This is a genomic window from Sphingomonas sp. TREG-RG-20F-R18-01, from assembly GCF_022662475.1.
Lineage (GTDB): Bacteria > Pseudomonadota > Alphaproteobacteria > Sphingomonadales > Sphingomonadaceae > Sphingomonas.
The window spans coordinates 133,420-152,066 of record NZ_JAKNQQ010000003.1; the positions used below are offsets into that span (position 1 = coordinate 133,420).

The following is an 18,647-nucleotide window of genomic DNA, read 5'->3' on the forward strand; positions in this document are numbered from 1 at the left end:
CATACAGCGTATCTGCGCATATGAACTACTCCCGTCGGCGCCGCAGCGCGAAAAGGCGTTCCGTCGGGGCGCGTGGGCACGGATCACCCGTACCGGGCCAAACCCGATGCGTCGTTGGCCGGAGGGAACCCGGCGCGCGCCGCGCTTGGTGGGCGGTGGAGTGGCCCTGCTTGACCAACAGCCCGAGAACGCGGCTTCCGCAGAGGAGGCGCAAACCGCCCGGCATGCTAAAAGGCAATGCAGTGCCGAGTCGCTCGAAATGGTGCGTATTCAAAGTCCATGGGTGCCCATCGCGGTACCCGTGCGGTGGCGTGGTCGTCGCGTCACGAAGCTCAAACGACAATAGCAGGAGGTCATGATGTCGATCTTTGTGAACGGGACGGCCGTCGCCGGGCCGGGCGACCCCCGGGTCTCGCTGCTGGACTTCCTGCGCGAACATCTCGATCTGTCCGGTACCAAAAAGGGGTGCAACCAGGGCGCGTGCGGCGCCTGTACCGTGCTGGTCGATGGTACGCGGATCCTCTCCTGCCTCGCGCTCGCGGTTCAATACGATGGCCGCGAGATCACCACGATCGAAGGCCTGTCCGACACGACCGGGCTCCACCCGCTCCAAACCGCATTCATCGAGCATGATGGGTTTCAGTGCGGCTATTGCACGCCGGGACAGATCTGTTCGGCGATCGGAATGGCCGCCGAAGCGAAGCGCGGCGTACCGAGCCACGTCACCGTCGATCTCGCCGCGGACGTGACGCTGACGCGCGCGGAGGTGCAGGAGCGGATGAGCGGGAACTTGTGCCGGTGTGGCGCGCATAACGGGATCATCGAGGCGATCCAGGACGCCTTCGCCACGGAGATGGTGGCATGACGCCGTTCAGCTATGCCCGCGCGGGCGACTCCGCAGAAGCCCTCCGGCTCGGTGCGGTTCAGGACGCCGCTTATCTCGGGGGCGGAACCAACCTCGTCGATCTGATGCGCGAGACGGTGGCGACTCCCACCACGGTCGTCGACGTCACCGGATTTGCCGACACGATCGTTGAAACCGACGGCGGCGGACTGCTGATCGGCGCGGCGGTCCGCAACACCGCACTTGCCGAGCACCGCACGGTGCGCACCCGCTATCCGATGCTGTCGCGTGCGATCCTGGCGGGTGCGTCGGCACAGATCCGCAACATGGCGACGGTCGGCGGCAATTTGCTGCAGCGGACGCGGTGCGCCTATTTTTATGACACCGATGGGTCGCTCTGCAACAAGCGCAGCCCGGGATCGGGATGCGACGCGCGCGGGGGGTTCAACCGCATCCATGCCATTCTGGGTGCGTCGGACGCCTGTGTGGCAACGCATCCCTCCGATATGTGCGTGGCGCTCGCAGCCCTAGACGCGACGGTGCATCTGCAGGGGAATGGAGGCCGCCGGACCTTGCCCTTCACGGAGCTCCACCGCTTGCCCGGCGACACGCCGGAGTTCGACACCGTGCTCGACCATGGCGAACTGATCACCGCGATCGAACTCCCGGCGATGCCGTTCGCGGCACGATCGACGTATCGCAAGGTCCGCGACCGCGCGAGTTACGCATTCGCGTTGATTTCCGTCGCCGCCGCTCTGGAAATCGAGGGCGATCACATCACCGACGTTCGGCTTGCCTTCGGGGGCGTGGCGCACAAGCCGTGGCGCGCCCTCAAGGCCGAGACGGCACTGCGCGGCGGTCCCGCCACCGAAGCGGCGTTCCGTGACGCCGCGATCGCCGAATTTGCGGACGCAAAGCCCCTGCGCGACAATGGCTTCAAGCCCGAACTCGCGACCCGCACCCTAGCCGCCGTCCTCATGGAATTGACGGGCGCCCCCGCCGGAGCAGCAGCATGAGCATCGTCGAAACCGTCAAGGGCACCGCACAGGGCCTCGTCCAAGGCGCAATGGCCAAGCTGGTCCCGCTCGCGCCCGACAGCTGGATCCCGGGTGGCGTGCCCGATCCGCTGATCGCGCATCAGCACGGCAAGATCGGCACTCCCGTCTCGCGCATCGATGGTCCGCTCAAGGTCGGCGGCGGGGCGCGCTTCGCAGCCGAGTTCTCGTTTGACGACATGGTCTATGCCGCGCTGGCCTATGCGACGATCCCGCGCGGGCGGATCACCGCGATCGACACCGATGCTGCTGCCGCCGCGCCCGGGGTGGTGCTGGTCATGACGCACCTCAACGCGCCGCGAATGAACCCACCGGCGGTGTTCGGCGCGTCGCCGACCGCCGTCGGGCCAGCCGACCTGCCGATCATGCAGGACGACCGCATTCACTGGAATGGCCAGCCCGTCGCGGTCGTGCTGGCGGAGACCCAGGAACAGGCCGACCACGCCAGGTCGCTCATCCACGTCACCTATGCCCGTGAACCGTCGACGACGTCGCTCGTCGACGCAAAGGCGAACGGAATCGAGCAGGGGCTCTTCATGGGCCAGCCGTTGCTCAACGAGATCGGCGATGCCGATGCCGCGCTCGCGTCGGCACCGCACACCGTCGATCACGTCTACCGCACGCCGCGCCACAGCCACAATCCGATCGAGCCCCATGCCGCGACGATCGCCTGGATCGGGGACGGGCTGGTCCTGCATGACGCGAGCCAGATGGTGACCGCGCAGGCCAAGACGATCGGCGACGTATTCGATCTCACGATGGAACAGGTGCGCCTGACCTCGCCGTATGTCGGCGGCGGCTTTGGATGCAAGGGCTTGTGGGATCACCAGATTCTGGGTGCCGCCGCGGCCAAGCTCGCGGGACGGCCGGTCCGCATGACGCTGTCGCGCGAAGGCGTCTACCGCGTGGTCGGCGGGCGCACGCTGACGGAGCAACGCGTCGCGCTGGGGGCGCAGGCCGACGGCGGGTTCGAGGCGTTGATCCACAGCGGCTTGTCCATCATGACGCCGCATAACAACATGCCCGAACCCTTCATTTTGGGGACGCGCGCTGCTTATGCCTGCCCGAACATCAAGCTGCAGGTGCAGGTGGCCAAGATGAACATGTTGGCCAACACCTTCATGCGGGCACCGGGTGAGTCCGTCGGCACCTTCGCGCTGGAATCGGCGGTGGACGAACTCGCCGTCGAACTCGGCATGGATCCGATCGCGCTGCGCATTCGCAATGAGCCCGAGCAGGATCCCACCTCCGGATTGCCCTTTTCGTCGCGCCATATCGTCGAGGCCTGGAAAACGGGGGCGGAACGGTTCGGCTGGGATCAGCGCAGTGCCGTGCCCGGGACCCGCCGCGAGGGGGAATGGCTGATCGGCATGGGCTGTGCGACCGGTACCTACCCCTATTACCGGATGCCCGGCGCCGCGGCGCGGATTACCTTGATACGCGACGGCGCTTCCGTGCGTGCGAGGATCGAGGTCGCCGCTGCGGAAATGGGGATGGGGACGGCTACCACGACGGCGATCGTCGGGGCGGAACGGCTGGGCCTCTCCTTCGACCAGGTCGAGGTCGGTTACGGCGATTCGACCATTCCCGGCGCGATCATGGCCGGCGGCTCGCAACAGACCGCGGCGATCGGGGCCGCGGTAATCGCCGCGCACAATGCGCTCGTCGCCGAACTGCTCAAGCTCGCCGGGAATGATTCGCCGCTCGCCGGCTTGTCCCCGGACGAGGTGGGGAGCGAAGACGGCGGCCTTGCCAAACGCGACGACCGCTCACGACGCGAGAGCTACGCCTCGATCCTCGAGCGCGCGCAGCGGGACGAACTGGTTGTCAGCAAGGAGGCCTCACCGCCACTGGAGCTGATGCACTGGTCGATGCATTCGCATAGCGCGATCTTCTGCGAGGTGCGCGTCAATGCGGTAACCGGCGAAACTCGCGTCAGTCGCATTCTCGGGTCGTTCGACTGCGGCCGGATCCTCAACCCCAAGACAGCACGCAGCCAGTTTCGCGGCGGCATCATCATGGGGCTCGGCATGGCCCTCATGGAGGAAACCCAGTTCGACGAACGCAATGGCCGGATCATGAACCCGAGCCTTGCCGAATATCACGTGCCGGTTCATCTGGACGTGCCTGAGATCGACGTGATCTGGACCGATATCGCCGATCCGCATACCCCGATGGGTGCGCATGGCATCGGCGAGATCGGCATTACCGGGGTAGCCGCCGCGGTGGCGAACGCGGTCTTCAACGCGACCGGCAAGCGTGTCCGTGACCTGCCGATCACGCTGGACAAGCTGTTGTAACGGTCGAACCCATCGCCCCAGACACGGCCGGGCGACGGTTGCGCAGGCGTCTATGTGACGCGAATGGGGGTGACTAGGGACACTTGCCCGAGAGCGCCTACTATTTGGTCGGCGGATCGACAAAACCGTCGCCTGAAGAAAAATGGCCAGGGAAGCAGAAGCCCCCAAAAGCTCCTCCCCTTCAGGGGAGGGGTTGGGGTGGGGCAGTCCAGCAGAGCTGACGCTCGGTAAGATACCCTCAACGCGCAACCCATCCCCGGAAGGGACGGAACGAAGACAGAGATACCATGCTGCACCCGGAACGCGTCATGCCCGAGGGCGGACTGTCCAGAGCGCGACCATCAGCGATCGCGCGGCAGACCATGCAGCGGGGTATCCCCTGATGATGCGTATCGTGCGTCAAACGCGTGGCATGGCCCGATCGACATGCTACGGACGGCACCATGTCAAACTCCAGAAGCAATACAGGCACCGTCGAGGTGGATGGGCTCCAGTACGATTGGGAACTCCAGCGCGAGCCGAAATGGTCGGATAACGACGGTTGGAAAGGGATGGCGATTTCCCTGATCCAGCGCGACGCGCAGCGCGAGGCCCTGCTGGAATTCCCGCCGCCCAAGCGGCTGTTGAAAGGGCTGCAACGGGGTCGTCTTCAAGTCGATACCGCGACCGTCTCGCGAGGCGTGCGCGCGGCCTTACTGGCCGGATGGGACCCGCTGTCGCGCGGCAGGCCGATCGTTTTTACCGTAGATGCCGAGGGCGCGTAAGGCGTGCATGCCGTGCAAGCTCTTCATTCTCGGAAGACTTTGAAGGCCCCCGATGCGCTCGGCGCCTGAGACCGACGTCGAAACCACCTTGCTCGGGCCGGTCCTGGCCGATCGGTCTTGCGGCGATTGCACCGCGTGCTGCACCGTGCTCACGATCGATACGCCCGACTTGAAGAAACCCGCGGGACAGCCCTGTGAAAACCTCTTCGAAGGCGGGTGCCGCATCCACGCTGAACGCCCGCACATCTGTCGAACATGGTTCTGCGCGTGGCGACGGGTTGCGACCATGCCGGAGGACGCCCGCCCCGATCGGTCCGGGCTGCTCGTCTCGCTCAATTTCGTGCGTGCGCCGCAGAACTGCTTTGAAGGCGTCTCGATCAACATCCGTGTCCTTGCCGGCAGCGAGGCGATCGAGAACGGCATGGCCGCCGTCGTGCTCGACAGCTTGTGCGACCAACTAATCCCGGTCTGGTTCAGCGACGGATCGTCGAAAATGCTGCTGCACCCCGACGATGATGTCGCACGCCTCGTCCTCTCAGGAGATCCCGCGCCCCCACACCTGGAGGACGAAGTGAGCGCTTGGCGCGAGCGCTACGGCGTCTTCATGCCAACTCACGGCCGTTGAGCCTTATGTCGGTCGGCTGACCCGTGACATCCGAACGCACGGGGAGGATGTTGTCTGAGGACTTCGGATATAACGCCGCCGCAGGAGTGCCATGCGTGTGGTCGGGCCAGCGCACCCCTCGGCGAGTTGGTACGCTGGCATGTCATCCGTCTGGGTGCGTGCATGACCGCCAGCGCCGGATCGTCGCGGCATCCGCGAACGGCGATCGTGCGGCAGGGCTGGTTGGGGATACGCTGCAGGCGCTCGATCGCGTTGCGTCTGCAGCGCACGCATTCGGCGCGGCGCACCATTTGATCGCGGCGTAACGGCCGCAAAGCTGGTAAGGGCACGCACATGGTGCTGACACGACATGGTTGAAGGCGGATCCCTGCGCACGATCAGCGTCGGCGTGCGGGAGGTGCTCGGTGCCGCGCTGCCGGGCGAACCCACGCGCGGGGACGTCCGCGCGCTTCTGCTGGGGACGCGTGTCGACACCCGCCATCTGCGCGATTTCGTCGAACCCGAGACTCTCCACCTGTCCGGCGTCGGAGCGGCATTCGTGTTCCGCTATGGCGTTCTCGTCCTGATCGGGGCGTCCGCCGAAGTGGAACGCCGCTTCATCGCGCAGCTCTCCGACCACGTGATCGAACCCTTGGCCACGCCGGAAACCGAAACCGCCTGGATCGAGATCCACCCGGACCGCGAAGAGACGGTCAGCGCGGACGGGCATATCCGGTTGAAGGAAGCGTCGCGCGAACGTCTGTTGCTGACCGCCACCGTCGTCGCCAGAAGCGTGGTGCTGGCGCGGGACGAGGGGCGGATTGCCGAAGCTTTCGATCGCGTCGAGCCGCTGATCCACGAGCTGCGCGTCCATGGTCGCGCGGTGATGCCGATCCGGCGGGTCATGCGGAGCATCGGCGATGTCCTCGCAGCGCAGCACCGCGTCGTCGGTCGCGCGCAGATCGTGGAGAAGCCGGACCTGCTATGGGACCATCCCGAGCTCGACCGCCTCTATGGGCGCCTCGAAGCCGAGTTCGAACTGGGTGACCGCGCGCGTGCGATGGAACGCAAGCTCGAGGTCATCGGTGACGCGGCGGAATGGCTGCTCGACCTGGTGCAGGACAAGCGTTCGCTGAGGCTCGAGCTTGCCGTGATCGGCTTGATTGCCTTCGAGGTCGTCCTCAACATCTACGAGTTATGGCGGCACTGAAAGGCGATCAGGCGATCGGCGGCAGATGGAGCCTTGGCACGTGCGCCGTTGGCGACGACGCCCGACTGCAACGATCAGCCCCAGTTCAGTTGAGCTCTATGATGACGGGATGATCAGTAAGGCTGAGTTGCAGATGGGAGCAGTCGGCCATCCGCAGGATCGCCCTCGCGCCCACGGTCGGATCGTACACGGCAATGGCGTGCTTTCCTTTGAGGTCGATGACCGGGTGATCCTCTCCGTGACCAAGCTCGTCCCAGACGATGAGCAACGAACGGCCGCCGCGCCCCGCCAATGCAAGATCATGGACGGTATCGGGCTGGGCGATGATCTCATAGTCCAGCGCGGCATTTCTCCGGCCGGGACCTGATCTGTTGAGGATGGATGTAAAATTGTGCAAATAGACCGCGGCTTTGCGTGGCGTATAGTCCGGGCGAAAGAAGCCGAAGGTCTGGTTGCCGCTTTCGTCCGTCCGATCGCGCAGGATATAGACCGACGTGTTCGAAACCCCGCGAGCAAATTGCGCGAGATAGATATCCAGCAGCATGGCTCCCTGCGTTTCCTCGTCCACGATCCCGCTCAGGGTGATGCCGGTTTCGGTCGTGACGCGGGGCAGGCGATCGAGGTCAGCCTGGCTATAGCCCCTGAAGTGATTGCGCCATGTGCTGCCGTAATTCCCGTAAAGTCCGTCAGTTTGTGAAGCGACCGAGGGATCTGCCGCGTTCCAGGCGAGATTGTCGGGGAGGGGGCTTTGCGTGGTCCGCCTCGGGTAATTGTGCAGCGTCGCCGCGTCGGCGAAGCGCGTGCCCGCTGGAAGCGCCAACCCCGCGCGGGGCGGAATGGTCAGGAACTGCAGGCCGACGTCGTCCGTTTCGGCGCCAGCCTCGGATATCGACCACACCGGATAGCGTGCCAGCTGCGGATCGGCCTTGACGGCGGCGTAGAGCCGCTGCTGCAGGCGTGCGACTGGCTGCCACGACAGACCGCGGCCGCCGCCCGGGACGCCGTCCACGGTGACAGGCCAATTGTTGGGCTCGTTATTGCCCTCGAACGCGAGCAGAGCCGAGGACTGGGCAAGCACCCGTCCGGTAGCAACGAGTTTGGCGATGTCCGTGCCGCCGCTGAGCAATCCCCAACTGAACGTGACCCCGGTGGCCCGATGGATTTTCAGCATGGTGCGGATTGTCGACGGTCCGTCGTCCGACAGGCCCTCGATGCCTGCGCGGACCCATCGGAATCCACCAAATTTCAGCATGTCGATGGTTTTTTCGAGCGATTGGCCACGATCCGGAAAGCTCGTATTGACGCCGATACTGGCCAGAAAGCGTTCGACAGGCACGGCCGTTCTGGCACGCGACGCAGCCGGTGAGGCACAAGAAAGCATCGTTGCGATCATTATACACGGTCCGCTGCGGTGGAACATGGCGCTCGCTCCGAGGCAGAGTGTAATTGCAAGACCAAGGTGTTTGGTCGCATGATGGCGAACCAGCCGAGTGTCAGCAATACTGTGGATTGCCCAGCAATTCGGTGTGTCCGGTTTGATTCGATGGAGATATTGCGCCCGCAAGATAAAGGGGACAAGCAATAGGAAATATTAGCGCTCAGACTTACCCGCTTCGCCGCGATGACGGTCGCCAGCTCGAGCGGAGCGTGTTGATGGCGCGATCGTGTCATAAGAGCGCAGCGCCGCTCGGGACGATGGGGATGAAGGAGCAAGCGCAGGTTCCGGTCCGACCGCTACACGATCGGTCGAGTGATGACATGTCCGTGAATTCATATGCGGTCCACCGTCGGACCCTGTAGGCATTGCTTCGCGCGACGTCCCTGCCGATGTGGGCGCAGGAGGCCGCAATGACCGGTTCTAACGAAGCGACTCCACCCTCTGCCGCAGTCGAGGATCGTCGACCCTGGGCCGAACGCGCGCTCTCCGTCATGGGCCCCGGCCTCGTCACGGGCGCGGCCGATGATGACCCCAGCGGAATCGCAACATACAGCCAAGTGGGCGCTCAGTTCGGCTATAGCCTCGGGTGGATCCTGCTGTTCAGCTATCCCTTGATGGTAGTGACGCAGGAGATAGCGGCACGGATCGGATGCGTGACCGGCGTCGGCATCGCGCAGAATCTTCGGCGGCATTATCCGCGATCGCTCCTGCGGCTGGTCGTCCTGCTGCTCGTTGTCGCCAACGTCATCAACCTCGGTGCCGATTTGGGGGCGATGGGGGCAGCGGTCGGCCTGCTGATCGGGGGACCGGAGCATATCTACACGCTGCTGTTCGGGATCATCTGCGTTCTGCTCGAGGTTTTCATGGACTATCCGCGTTATGCGGCGGTCCTCAAATGGTCGACCTTGTCGCTGTTCGCTTATGTCGGCGTGGTGTTTGCCTCGCACGTCTCCCTTCGATCGGCGATGACCGCCACGCTGTTCCCGTCCTTCACGTTCGACGCCGCGCACGCCATGGCGCTGGTGGCGATCCTCGGGACAACCATCTCCCCCTATCTGTTCTTCTGGCAGAGCGGGCAGGAGGTGGAGGAGCAGCATCGCCGCCATGTGAAGCCGCTGTGCGTCACGCCGAAAACCGCGATTGCCGAGCTTTCCCGGATACGGGCGGATACGATCGTCGGGATGGGGTTCTCCAACCTGATCGCGCTGTTTATCATCATCGCGACGGCGGCCACGCTGCATGCCCACGGCATTACCGATATCCAGACCTCGTCGCAGGCGGCCGAAGCATTGCGGCCGATCGCTGGCGTGTTCACCTTCGGGTTGTTCGCGCTCGGGATCATCGGCACGGGTATGCTGGCGATCCCGGTCCTTGCAGGGTCTGCCGCTTACGGCGTCAGCGAAATGTTCGGCTGGACGTCGGGCTTGCGGCGCAAGCCGCGCGAGGCGCGCGCGTTCTATGCCGTCATCGCGGTCGCGACGCTGGCTGGCGCGGCCCTCAACTTCACCGCCATCGACCCGATCAAGGCGCTCTATTGGAGCGCGGTCGTCAATGGCGTACTCGCCGCGCCGCTGATGGCGGTCATGATCATGATCGCGATGAACAAGCGAGTCATGGGACGGCTTACGCTCAGTCCTGCCATGGTCGCCGCCGGAGGGGTTGCAACCGCAGTCATGGGGCGGCATCGGTAGGCTTCTTCGTTCTGGCCTGAGCCGTCCTGTGGCTGGCAGCAACCAGAGGCCGACGGAACAGGACACCGCGCTTTCACGTCGCGTCCGAAGGCGCGAGGGCGTCCATCCGGCAGTCCTCTTCAACGCAAGTCTGGCCGTCGCCAGCGCGCTGCCCTCACGTATGACCGACGGTTCACCCATGATCAGGGGATGAACGCGCGATATCCGTCGCCGGTCATGAACCCGTCCGGGCGTTCAGATACCGGGTCGAGCGTAGAAGATCGCCGCTGTCCAAGCCTCCGGAATTCCGCTGGACACGACGGCCTGTTCGCACGAGCATGGCGTGCAGACGGGATCTGCCGGAGACGTCGGATGCGTGCACGCGGTGTCATCATAGTCCTCTCGGGGGCCCTATGCCTTGCATCGAGCGGAAGTCATGCGACCGGCGGCGTGGCAGCGCATCCCGCCGCCGATGCCATGCTGTCGTCGATCGATCTCTCCCGGGCATTCGCCATGAGCGGGCACTGGCGGTTCACGGCGTCGCAAGGTCCCGAGATTTCCGACCCGCTCGGCGATCCGGCCGAGAAAGCGCCGGGTGTCGTTCGGCTGTGCATCAGTCGGGACGCAGGTAAGACATGCCGCCCCAGCCTGAACCGGCTGCTGACGGTTACCGACAAGACCGACCTTTATACGGAGCCGCATTTCCTCAACGACGCCCGCGTCGTCCATCCGCGCCCCGATGTTCCGCTCCTGTTCCTTCAAGTGGCAAGCCTGCACAGCGGAGACGGGGATCAGCGCGTTGCGACCACGGCGCTCGTGTTCGACGCTGCCAGCGACGGATTCGTAGCCGTATACGCGAGGCAGACGGGAGCAAACAACAATCAGGAGATCCGCTATGTGGCGTCAGGGCCACTCCGCGGCGCGATCCTCTCCGCCGAGCCCACGCGCAACGCCCCGTTCGGCTTCTGGATCACGGTCAACCAGCTCGGTGCCGGCGGGCGGTATAGGCAGACGCTCCGCTACCGGAGCGCGACCCGCTACGATGATGGAAACCCGCTGGCGGTCCTCGACTCCGAAATGCCCAATCTTCAGGAGCGCCTTGGGCTCTGGCGCCCGGGATCGCGGCTTCCCTTGCCCGCAGGCGCGTGTCCGCGGCCGCGGTTGCTGGCGAAGGAGCTATGGTGTTTCGCGAAGCCGGCGGCATGATCTCTTCGATCGGCGCCCTGGCTCTGGTCAGCGAACCGCTGACGAACCCGGCATTCCTCAAATACTAGCCGTTGCCTGTGGCCCGTGCGGCCGGTTCGGACGCGGGCGTTACGGCCGGACCAGCGGCCTTGCGCTCGGAATAGCGGTCAACCAGTTGTGCGGCATGCGGTCGCACCAAGAGGGTGAACCGGATGAGTTCCTCCATTATGTCCACGATCCGGTCATAATAGCCGGAGGCGCGCATGCGGTCGTCGTCGCCGAACTCCTTATACGCCATCGCGACCGAGGACTGGTTGGGGATCGTGACCATCCGCATCCAGCGGCCGAGCAGGCGCAAGGTGTTCACGCTGTTGAACGACTGAGACCCGGCCGAGACCTGCATGACGGCAAGGGTCCGGCCTTGGGTGGGGCGCATGCCACCCATCGACAGCGGCAGATGGTCGATCTGCGCCTTCATTACCCCGGTGATCTGGCCATGCCGCTCTGGACTGCACCAGACCTGCCCTTCGGACCATAGCGATAGCGCGCGCAGGTCGTGCACCGCCGGATGGTCGTCGCCTGGCGCCTGATCGGGCAGAGGCAGGTCGGATGGATCGAAGATGCGCGTCTCGGCGCCGAACAACGTCAGCAGGCGCGCGGCTTCCTCCACGCATAACCGCGAGAACGACCGTGCGCGCAACGAGCCATAGAGCAGCAGGATGCGCGGCGCTGGCTGGTCCGCCCCCAAGCCGAGCCCGGGTCGGTCGAGGACGAACGACCGGTCCAGCGCCGGAAGATGGTCAGAATCGGCAAATGTTCGGAGCCGGGACATGGCGAACCTTTCAGACGAGCGTGAGCCGCAGGGCGAGGGTTGCCAGCGTGACCAGCAGCACCGGCAACGTCAGCACGACGCCAACCTTGCAGTAATACCCCCAACCAATCGGCACGCCTTTCTGCCCGAGCACGTGCAACCACAAGAGCGTCGCGAGCGAGCCGATCGGCGTCAGCTTGGGTCCGAGGTCGCAGCCGATCACATTGGCGTAGATCATCGCTTCGCGGACCGCGCCAGTCGCGTGGCTCGCCTCGATCGATAGCGCCCCGATCAGGACCGTTGGCATGTTGTTCATGAAAGACGAAAGCACCGCCGTAAGGATCCCGGTGCCAAACGCCGCCCCCCATACCCCGCCCGCTGCGGCTCGGTTCAGCAGGACAGCGACATAGTCGGTGAGCCCCTGGTTGCGTAAACCGTAAACGACGAGATACATGCCGAGCGAGAAGATCACGACCTGCCACGGGGCACCGAGGAGCACCTTGCGGGTGGCGATGACATGACCGCGCGCGGCGACCGCCAGCAACACCGCCGCCCCCGATGCAGCGATCGCGCTGATCGGAACGCCGAGCGGGTCAAGGACGAAAAAGCCGATGAGCAGCAGGAGCAGCATGGCCCAACCCGTGCGGAACGTGGCAGCATCGCGGATCGCAGCGCCGGGCAAACGGAGCTTGCCCACGTCGTAGCCGGCTGGAATGTCGCGCCGGAAATATAGCCAGAGCACAAGCAACGTCGAGCCGACCGCCGCGAGATCGACCGGCAGCATCACCAGCGCATAGGCCCCAAAACCAAGCCGGAAGATGTCCGCGGAGACGATATTGACGAGGTTGGAGACCACCAGCGGCAGGCTGGCGGTGTCAGCGATGAAGCCAGCCGCCATTACGAATGCCAGCGTGGCCTTCGGCCCGTAGCCGAGGGCGCGCAGCATCGCGAGCACGATCGGCGTCAGGATCAGGGCCGCGCCGTCATTGGCGAACAAAGCAGACACGGCAGCGCCCAGCAGCACCACGAGCGCGAACAGTCGATGACCCTTGCCGCCGGCCCAGCGCGCGACGTGAAGCGCCGTCCATTCGAACAGTCCGGCTTCATCCAGCAACAGGCTGATGATGATGATCGCGACGAACGTGGCGGTCGCGTTCCAGACGATGTGCCAGACCACCGGCACGTCGCCCCACCCGATGACACCTGCCAGCAACGCCACGCCGGCACCCGCCATCGCGCTCCAGCCAATGCCCAGCCCTTTCGGCTGCCAGATCACGAAAACAATGGTGACGACGAAGATCAGCAGGGCCGCAAGCATCAGGCGATGCGCTGACCCGTGGCATCGACGACTGGTTCGCCGTCTTCCTTGGCGAACGCGCCAAGCTGCGCGTCGGGCAGGATATCCAGGACCGCTTCGGATGGACGACAGAGTTTGACGCCCAGCGGCGTGACGACCAGCGGCCGATTGATCAGGATCGGGTGCTCGATCATCGCGTCCACCAGTACCGCGTCCGAAAGCGTACCGTCGCCCAGCCCGAGCTCGGCGTAGGGCGTCCCTTTCTCCCGCAGCAGATCGCGGGGTTGCAGCCCCGCGCGTGCGATCAACTGAACGAGCAACGCGCGCGCTGGCGGGGTCTTCAGATATTCCACCACATGCGGCTCGACACCCGAGTTGCGGATCAACGCAAGGGTGTTGCGGGACGTGCCGCAGGCAGGATTGTGGTAGATGACGATGTCGGTCATGGCGCTCTTCCGGTCAGCAACAGGTAAGTTCGGCAAGCAGCGGCTCGCACAGTTCCGGACGGCCCTCGCAACAATCCTTCGCCAGGAACAGCATGAGGTCGCGAAGCGCATCGATGTTCGCGCGCTGAATGACCTGGCGCCCGCGTTTCTCGGAGGTGATCAGCCCCGCCTTCGCCAACACCGCGAGATGCGTCGAGAAAGTGCTTTGCGTGAGACCCGCATGGTCCACCAGCTGGCCGGTGGAAAGGCCGTCGGGTTCCTGTCGAACGAGCAGCCGAAACGCGCCCAGTCGCGTCGGGTGGGACAACGCGGCGAGAATGGCGAGGGCATCGTCGGGCGGCATCCATCGGGATTATACGATGGAATTCCGACCGTCAACCATCGGGGAAAGCCGATGGGACGATTGCCCTACAAACTTGATCGTACGATTTCGTCGGGGTTCAGCTCCGGCGGAGGATCGCGCGGTACAGATGTGTGTCGGCCAGGGAGTAATAGAGCCAGATCTGCTCGCCCACGACGACCACCGAGGCTGCGAATGCGATGTCGGTCGCCGTCCGTTCCAGTGCGGGCGGCGGCGTGATGAGCGGTTCGATGCAGCGCCCGACGACCGTGGTATATTCGGCATCGAACGCGACCCACCCGATCCGCCAGCGCGCGTCATGGGTGGCGCCATTATAGAACATCACCGGGCGGTCCTTGTCCGTCGTCAGCAGCGGACCAGTCGAAAGATGCCAGCTATCCCAACTGTCCGTCCGCGGCGCGAACGGATCGCGCTCATCGGTCCACGGTCCCGCGATGCCATCGCTGATCGCCAGACCGACGAGTGATGCTTCGTCCCGCGCGAACTCGTAGAACATGCGCCAGCCGCCGCCTTTGGTGCGATCGACCGTCGCCTCCTTGATGTTGCCCTGGCTCGGGGTGTTCTGCATCGCGACCCCCTGTTTCGTCAGACAGTCGATCGAGGGACCGGTGGCGTACAGCATTTCGCCATGCGAGTGCGTAGCGTCGACGCCCGTATAATAGATCACCACGCTGCCATCCGTTCGGAACACCGGGGTAGGGTCCTCGCAGCCGCCGATGTCGTCCAAGCCCGGGCCAGGGGCAAGCACGGGCGTATCGCTGGCGGTGAAGCGCAGCCCGTCGCTGCTCGTCGCATACCAGATCGTGCCGGTGTCGCCCGTCTCGCCAGGACGCGGTACGGCACGGACCAGCATGGCGTAGCTGCCGTCATCCAGACCCCAGACGTAAGGGCTCATCAGGTCGCGGCGCGAGACCGCCTCGTTGCCGACCATCCCGAGCGGGTCGATCTGCTCGACGTTGAAGTCCACCGCCATGTCAGGCCCCCTGCGCGACGGTGAGCGACAATGCGCCGTCGATCGTCACCGTGGTGCCGGTGATATAGTCGGCGGCGGGCGACAGGAGAAACACGACCAGTGTCGCAACCTCGTCGGGCCGCCCGGCGCGTCGCCAGGGAATCGCGGCTTCCTTGGCGGCAAGCTCGGCGGCGTTGTCGAGCGCGCTCTGGTTCATCGGCGTCAGGATCATCCCGGGCGCGACGCCATTGACCGCGATGCCCTTCGGCGCGAGTTCGAGGGCAAGCGTCGCCGTCAGCTGCGACAGCCCACCCTTGGCGGAATCGTAATCCACCCCGCCCGGGCGCGGCGCGCGTTCGTGGATCGAGGAAATGTTGACGATCCGCCCCTTCATCGCTTTCGCTTCGAGCCGCCGCACCATCGCGCGGCACGTCAAGAAGGGGCCGTAGAGATCCGATCGGATCACGCGGTCGAACTGTGCCAGTTCCATGTCCGCCAGCAACACGCCGCTCATGTTCAGGCCTGCGGAATTGACCAGCAAGCTGACGGTGCCGAACGTCTTTTCCGCCATGTCGAACAGTCGTGCAACCGCGGATTCGTCGCCGACGTCGGCCTGAACGGCGATCGCGCGCGTCTCGCCGCCGATTGATTCGCATACCCGCTGCGCCGCGGCCGCATCCTTGAAATAGGTGATCACGACCCGCGCCCCGGCATCGCCAAGCGCTTTTGCGCAAGCGGCGCCGATGCCCGATTCCCCACCCGTCACGATTGCCACGCTGGTATCGAACATCGTCTTTGCTCCTTTGTGCGGGGATGTCATCAGGTCGTGAGGGTCAGGGACATGGCGAGCCGCTTGCTCGATCCCGCCGCAATCTCGAGGATGCCGGGTTTGTCACGAAGGTCGCCGGCGTAGCCCACCGGATCGGCGAAGCCCTGCCATGGTTCGATGCATAGGAAGTCGGCGCCCGGCTTCGTCCACACCCCCAGCGTCGGGAAGTCGGCGAAGTCGATCGCCAGCCGGGGACCGACCGGGGGACCATAGCTTGCGCTGCGGCTGTTCAGGCGATCGAATATGACCGCATCGGCGACGAACAGGTCATCGCGCAGTACCAGCGTATCGCCGGAAACGGGCGTCGGCTGCGGATCGGGCAGGAGAAAACCGTCTGCGTTGATCCGGCGGATCGGCGCAGGTTCGTCCTGCGCAAACCGGATCGTGTGCATCGCACGCGGCTGATCGAACGGGAGCGGCCACCGTAGCGCCGGATGGAACCCAAAGCTTGCCGGCATCGGGACGTCGCCGAAATTGGCGATGTCCGCCGTGACGCGCAGCTGCGTTGCCGACACGCAAAACTGGATGTCCAGCTGGAACGCGAACGGATAGACGGCGCGAGTCTGCTCGGATGCCGACAGCCGGAAGGTCACCGCGTCCGCTGCCTGGTCTATGATATCGAACGTCGAATGGCGTGCGAAACCGTGTTTTGGCATGGCATAGCGCTGGCCGTCGAGCCGATAGCATCCGCCTTCGAGCAAGCCGATCACCGGAAACAGAATCGGCGCGCGCCCATGCCAGACCGCGGGATCACCATCCCACAGCAAGTCGCGGCCATGCCCGTCGCGCAGAAACTGGAGTTCCGCACCAAGCTGCGAGATGCCCGCAGAGATCCCCCCGGACGAGATGGTTGGCACTTCCACCGACATGCTGCTCCCGTGGGTCAGATGTCATCGACCGCGCGAGCGGGCCGGATGACGGGCGGCCCCGACAAAGCCAGCAACGTTCCGAAAACACGAATGAATTATTGTTCATGGTGCCGCGCGCGCGCCGGAGGGATCGCGTCCCGGTCTCGTGAACCGATGGGGCTCACGCCTGTCCGTGGATGCCGACCGCGGATCTCAGCCGCGGTGGCGGCGTGCCCGGTCGTAGGATCAAATTGCGCGCGGTGTCGGCAAGGGCGATCGAGCATCGGGATCGCTCGGGATCCCGATGCTCGACGACCGATCAGCCGTTCAGACGATCCTTGAGCGCCTTGGCGGGCGCGAAGCCGAGCTTCTTGGATGCCGCGATCTGGATGGTCTCGCCGTTCGACGGGTTGCGGCCTTCGCGCGCGGGGCTGTCCTTGACCTTGAACTTGCCGAACCCGGCAAGTGCGATTTCTTCCCCGGCCTGCGCCGCTTCGGCAATCGCTGCGAAGACGCTGTCGACGATCGCCTTGGCGTCTGCCTTGGAGATGTCGTTGGCGGTCGCGATCTTCTCGTTCAGCTCGGCATTGTTCATGGGACATGTCCTGTCTGTGATAGGGAGCCGGCCCCCTAGCGGGCCGAGCGCGTCGTGACCAGTCGCTCTTCGCCGCCAGGCACGATCTTGCGGTGGGTGGTGCTGGAAGCGCACAGACGGGATCGGTCAACCCGTGACCGCATGCGCCCCGCTCACTGAAGTCCGGATGCGGAAATGGGCGGCCGGGTTCCGAACGTCCGCAATCGCGGGTGGGTTCAACCGGTGAACGCAACGGCTTTGGCGAACATCTCAGCGGGCGTTTCGTAGTTCAAGGTTTTTCGGGGTCGTTCGTTAAGCTGCCGGGCGATGTTGCTGAGCTGGGCTTGGCTGAAGGTGGAGAGATCGATGCCGTGGGGCAGGTATTGGCGCAGGAGCCGGTTGGTGTTTTCGTTGGTGCCGCGCTGCCAGGGGCTATGCGGATCGCAAAAGTAGACTTCGACATCGGTCGCGAGGGTGAAGCGTCGGTGGTCAGCAAGTTCTTTGCCGCGGTCCCAGGTCAGCGACCGGCAGAGGTCTCCGGGGAGCTTGCGCGCCTGCCCGATCAGCGCTGAGACGACGGTCGCGGTCTGCTTGTTCGCGACCTTGGCCAGGATCACGTAGCGCGACTGCCGCTCGACCAGCGTCACGACATGGCTGCCGCGCGCGCCCGAGATGAGGTCGCCCTCCCAGTGCCCGGGCACGGCGCGGTCCTCGACGCACGGCGGCCGTTCGCTGATCGGGACCGCGTCCCTGATCTGGCCGAGCCCGTCGCGCTTCAGGCTGGCATGGCGCGAGCGCCGGATCGTACGCTTGGCCCGCAGATGCTCGAGCAGCTCCTTCTTCAGCACGCCACGTGCCTGGATATAAAGGCTTTTGTAGATCGTCTCGTGTGACACGCGGTGCTGCTCTTGGTCGGCGAAGCGGCGCCCCAGCCAGCCCGCAATCTGCTCGGGCGACCATTTGCGGCGCAGCTTCGCCGACACTGTTCGGCGCAAGGCCAGATAGCAAGCCAGCTTGCAGGGCTTGGGGCGCAGCGCACGCTCCCAGGCCGCCTGATCAGACACCGTCGCGCGGTAGCGGTCCCGCCCTCCGTTACGCCCTACCTCCCGGCTGATCGTCGATGGCGACCGGCCAAGCTGCGCCGCAATCGCCCGTAGCGAGCGCCCCGCGACCAAGCCTCTGGAGACCTCCTCGCGCTCGGTCAGGCTCAGGGCCCGTGCCGCTCGCCTGCGCTCGGGAGGTCGGATGCCACCTGACGGCGACAGCACCGAAAACACTGATGAGGACTCCCGATCAAACCGTCGTCCGATCGAACTCATCGACTCGCCGCGTCGCCATCGGTCCCAAATCTCCGAACGCTGCTCGGCCGAGTAGTAGATCCGCTTCCGCTGCTTCATCGCTTGCACCCCTCTCACCTCGAGAATGATGCGTTGCGCTGACCGGTTGAACCCACCCTTCG

General features: G+C 65.0%; 19 protein-coding genes. 9 read left to right on the plus strand and 10 right to left on the minus strand.

The features are described 5' to 3' along the window. Positions 1-358 precede the first annotated feature (358 nt). The 7 genes from L8K25_RS10545 to L8K25_RS10575 all read left to right on the plus strand — a co-directional run bounded on the left by L8K25_RS10545 (position 359) and on the right by L8K25_RS10575 (position 6,777). Complete coding sequence (locus tag L8K25_RS10545; RefSeq protein ID WP_242139260.1) at positions 359-865, plus strand: 2Fe-2S iron-sulfur cluster-binding protein; 507 nt, start codon at positions 359-361, stop codon at positions 863-865. Then, a complete protein-coding gene (locus L8K25_RS10550; RefSeq protein WP_242138873.1) occupies positions 862-1,860 on the plus strand; it encodes a xanthine dehydrogenase family protein subunit M in 999 nt (332 codons plus the stop codon). The genes L8K25_RS10545 and L8K25_RS10550 overlap by 4 nt, the downstream gene beginning before the upstream one ends. Next, the gene (locus L8K25_RS10555; RefSeq protein WP_242138874.1) at positions 1,857-4,199 is read left to right on the plus strand and encodes a xanthine dehydrogenase family protein molybdopterin-binding subunit; all 2,343 of its coding nucleotides are present in this window, start codon (positions 1,857-1,859) and stop codon (positions 4,197-4,199) included. The genes L8K25_RS10550 and L8K25_RS10555 overlap by 4 nt, the downstream gene beginning before the upstream one ends. A gap of 443 nt (positions 4,200-4,642) precedes the next feature. Beyond that, positions 4,643-4,963 (plus strand): hypothetical protein, encoded by a 321-nt coding sequence (locus tag L8K25_RS10560; RefSeq protein WP_242139261.1) that lies wholly within the window; start codon positions 4,643-4,645, stop codon positions 4,961-4,963. Between the two features lie 52 nt (positions 4,964-5,015). After that, complete coding sequence (locus tag L8K25_RS10565; RefSeq protein ID WP_242138875.1) at positions 5,016-5,588, plus strand: YkgJ family cysteine cluster protein; 573 nt, start codon at positions 5,016-5,018, stop codon at positions 5,586-5,588. Positions 5,589-5,746: 158 nt separating this feature from the next. Next, positions 5,747-5,893, plus strand: a complete 147-nt coding sequence (locus L8K25_RS10570; protein WP_242138876.1) for a hypothetical protein — start codon at positions 5,747-5,749, stop codon at positions 5,891-5,893. Positions 5,894-5,937: 44 nt separating this feature from the next. Beyond that, the gene (locus L8K25_RS10575; protein WP_242138877.1) at positions 5,938-6,777 is read left to right on the plus strand and encodes an RMD1 family protein; all 840 of its coding nucleotides are present in this window, start codon (positions 5,938-5,940) and stop codon (positions 6,775-6,777) included. Positions 6,778-6,862: 85 nt separating this feature from the next. Here the strand turns inward: L8K25_RS10575 and L8K25_RS10580 are convergent, their stop codons facing one another. Beyond that, positions 6,863-8,170 carry a hypothetical protein gene (locus L8K25_RS10580; RefSeq protein WP_242138878.1) on the minus strand — a complete coding sequence of 436 codons (1,308 nt, stop codon included), beginning with the start codon at positions 8,168-8,170 and terminating at the stop codon, positions 6,863-6,865. Positions 8,171-8,625: 455 nt separating this feature from the next. Here L8K25_RS10580 and L8K25_RS10585 point away from each other — a divergent pair, with 455 nt between their 5' ends. Beyond that, on the plus strand, positions 8,626-9,906 hold the full coding sequence (locus tag L8K25_RS10585; RefSeq protein WP_242138879.1) for a divalent metal cation transporter: 1,281 nt from the start codon (positions 8,626-8,628) through the stop codon (positions 9,904-9,906). Positions 9,907-10,335: 429 nt separating this feature from the next. Beyond that, positions 10,336-11,091 carry a hypothetical protein gene (locus L8K25_RS10590; RefSeq protein ID WP_242138880.1) on the plus strand — a complete coding sequence of 252 codons (756 nt, stop codon included), beginning with the start codon at positions 10,336-10,338 and terminating at the stop codon, positions 11,089-11,091. A gap of 64 nt (positions 11,092-11,155) precedes the next feature. Here L8K25_RS10590 and arsH read toward each other — a convergent pair whose 3' ends face one another. The 9 genes from arsH to L8K25_RS10635 all read right to left on the minus strand — a co-directional run bounded on the left by arsH (position 11,156) and on the right by L8K25_RS10635 (position 18,585). Then, a complete protein-coding gene (gene arsH, locus L8K25_RS10595; RefSeq protein WP_242138881.1) occupies positions 11,156-11,902 on the minus strand; it encodes an arsenical resistance protein ArsH in 747 nt (248 codons plus the stop codon). Between the two features lie 10 nt (positions 11,903-11,912). Next, entirely contained in the window at positions 11,913-13,199 is a 1,287-nt protein-coding gene (locus tag L8K25_RS10600) for an arsenic transporter (RefSeq protein ID WP_242138882.1), read from the minus strand. Next, complete coding sequence (gene arsC / locus L8K25_RS10605; RefSeq protein ID WP_242138883.1) at positions 13,199-13,624, minus strand: arsenate reductase (glutaredoxin); 426 nt, start codon at positions 13,622-13,624, stop codon at positions 13,199-13,201. Before arsC ends, L8K25_RS10600 begins: the two co-directional genes overlap by 1 nt. Positions 13,625-13,637: 13 nt before the next feature. Beyond that, on the minus strand, positions 13,638-13,967 hold the full coding sequence (locus L8K25_RS10610; protein ID WP_242138884.1) for a metalloregulator ArsR/SmtB family transcription factor: 330 nt from the start codon (positions 13,965-13,967) through the stop codon (positions 13,638-13,640). Positions 13,968-14,064: 97 nt separating this feature from the next. Continuing rightward, the gene (locus L8K25_RS10615; protein WP_242138885.1) at positions 14,065-14,958 is read right to left on the minus strand and encodes a glycosidase; all 894 of its coding nucleotides are present in this window, start codon (positions 14,956-14,958) and stop codon (positions 14,065-14,067) included. Between the two features lies 1 nt (position 14,959). Then, entirely contained in the window at positions 14,960-15,727 is a 768-nt protein-coding gene (locus L8K25_RS10620; protein ID WP_242138886.1) for an SDR family oxidoreductase, read from the minus strand. Positions 15,728-15,756: 29 nt separating this feature from the next. Then, on the minus strand, positions 15,757-16,635 hold the full coding sequence (locus L8K25_RS10625; protein WP_242138887.1) for an aldose 1-epimerase family protein: 879 nt from the start codon (positions 16,633-16,635) through the stop codon (positions 15,757-15,759). A gap of 298 nt (positions 16,636-16,933) precedes the next feature. Then, a complete protein-coding gene (locus tag L8K25_RS10630) occupies positions 16,934-17,209 on the minus strand; it encodes an HU family DNA-binding protein (RefSeq protein WP_242138888.1) in 276 nt (91 codons plus the stop codon). Positions 17,210-17,424: 215 nt separating this feature from the next. Further along, entirely contained in the window at positions 17,425-18,585 is a 1,161-nt protein-coding gene (locus L8K25_RS10635; protein ID WP_242138889.1) for an IS30 family transposase, read from the minus strand. Positions 18,586-18,647: the final 62 nt, after the last annotated feature.

Bases quoted from the DNA above. Each gene is read 5' to 3' on its own strand.
- L8K25_RS10555 (WP_242138874.1), top strand. From the start codon at position 1,857: ATGAGCATCGTCGAAACCGTCAAGGGCACCGCACAGGGCCTCGTCCAA.
- L8K25_RS10630 (WP_242138888.1), bottom strand. From the start codon at position 17,209: ATGAACAATGCCGAGCTGAACGAGAAGATCGCGACCGCCAACGACATC.
- arsH (WP_242138881.1), bottom strand. From the start codon at position 11,902: ATGTCCCGGCTCCGAACATTTGCCGATTCTGACCATCTTCCGGCGCTG.
- L8K25_RS10580 (WP_242138878.1), bottom strand. From the start codon at position 8,170: ATGATCGCAACGATGCTTTCTTGTGCCTCACCGGCTGCGTCGCGTGCC.
- L8K25_RS10615 (WP_242138885.1), bottom strand. From the start codon at position 14,958: ATGGCGGTGGACTTCAACGTCGAGCAGATCGACCCGCTCGGGATGGTC.
- L8K25_RS10585 (WP_242138879.1), top strand. From the start codon at position 8,626: ATGACCGGTTCTAACGAAGCGACTCCACCCTCTGCCGCAGTCGAGGAT.
- L8K25_RS10610 (WP_242138884.1), bottom strand. From the start codon at position 13,967: ATGCCGCCCGACGATGCCCTCGCCATTCTCGCCGCGTTGTCCCACCCG.
- L8K25_RS10635 (WP_242138889.1), bottom strand. From the start codon at position 18,585: ATGAAGCAGCGGAAGCGGATCTACTACTCGGCCGAGCAGCGTTCGGAG.
- L8K25_RS10620 (WP_242138886.1), bottom strand. From the start codon at position 15,727: ATGTTCGATACCAGCGTGGCAATCGTGACGGGTGGGGAATCGGGCATC.
- L8K25_RS10560 (WP_242139261.1), top strand. From the start codon at position 4,643: ATGTCAAACTCCAGAAGCAATACAGGCACCGTCGAGGTGGATGGGCTC.
- L8K25_RS10565 (WP_242138875.1), top strand. From the start codon at position 5,016: ATGCGCTCGGCGCCTGAGACCGACGTCGAAACCACCTTGCTCGGGCCG.
- L8K25_RS10600 (WP_242138882.1), bottom strand. From the start codon at position 13,199: ATGCTTGCGGCCCTGCTGATCTTCGTCGTCACCATTGTTTTCGTGATC.
- L8K25_RS10575 (WP_242138877.1), top strand. From the start codon at position 5,938: ATGGTTGAAGGCGGATCCCTGCGCACGATCAGCGTCGGCGTGCGGGAG.
- L8K25_RS10625 (WP_242138887.1), bottom strand. From the start codon at position 16,635: ATGTCGGTGGAAGTGCCAACCATCTCGTCCGGGGGGATCTCTGCGGGC.
- L8K25_RS10550 (WP_242138873.1), top strand. From the start codon at position 862: ATGACGCCGTTCAGCTATGCCCGCGCGGGCGACTCCGCAGAAGCCCTC.
- arsC (WP_242138883.1), bottom strand. From the start codon at position 13,624: ATGACCGACATCGTCATCTACCACAATCCTGCCTGCGGCACGTCCCGC.
- L8K25_RS10545 (WP_242139260.1), top strand. From the start codon at position 359: ATGTCGATCTTTGTGAACGGGACGGCCGTCGCCGGGCCGGGCGACCCC.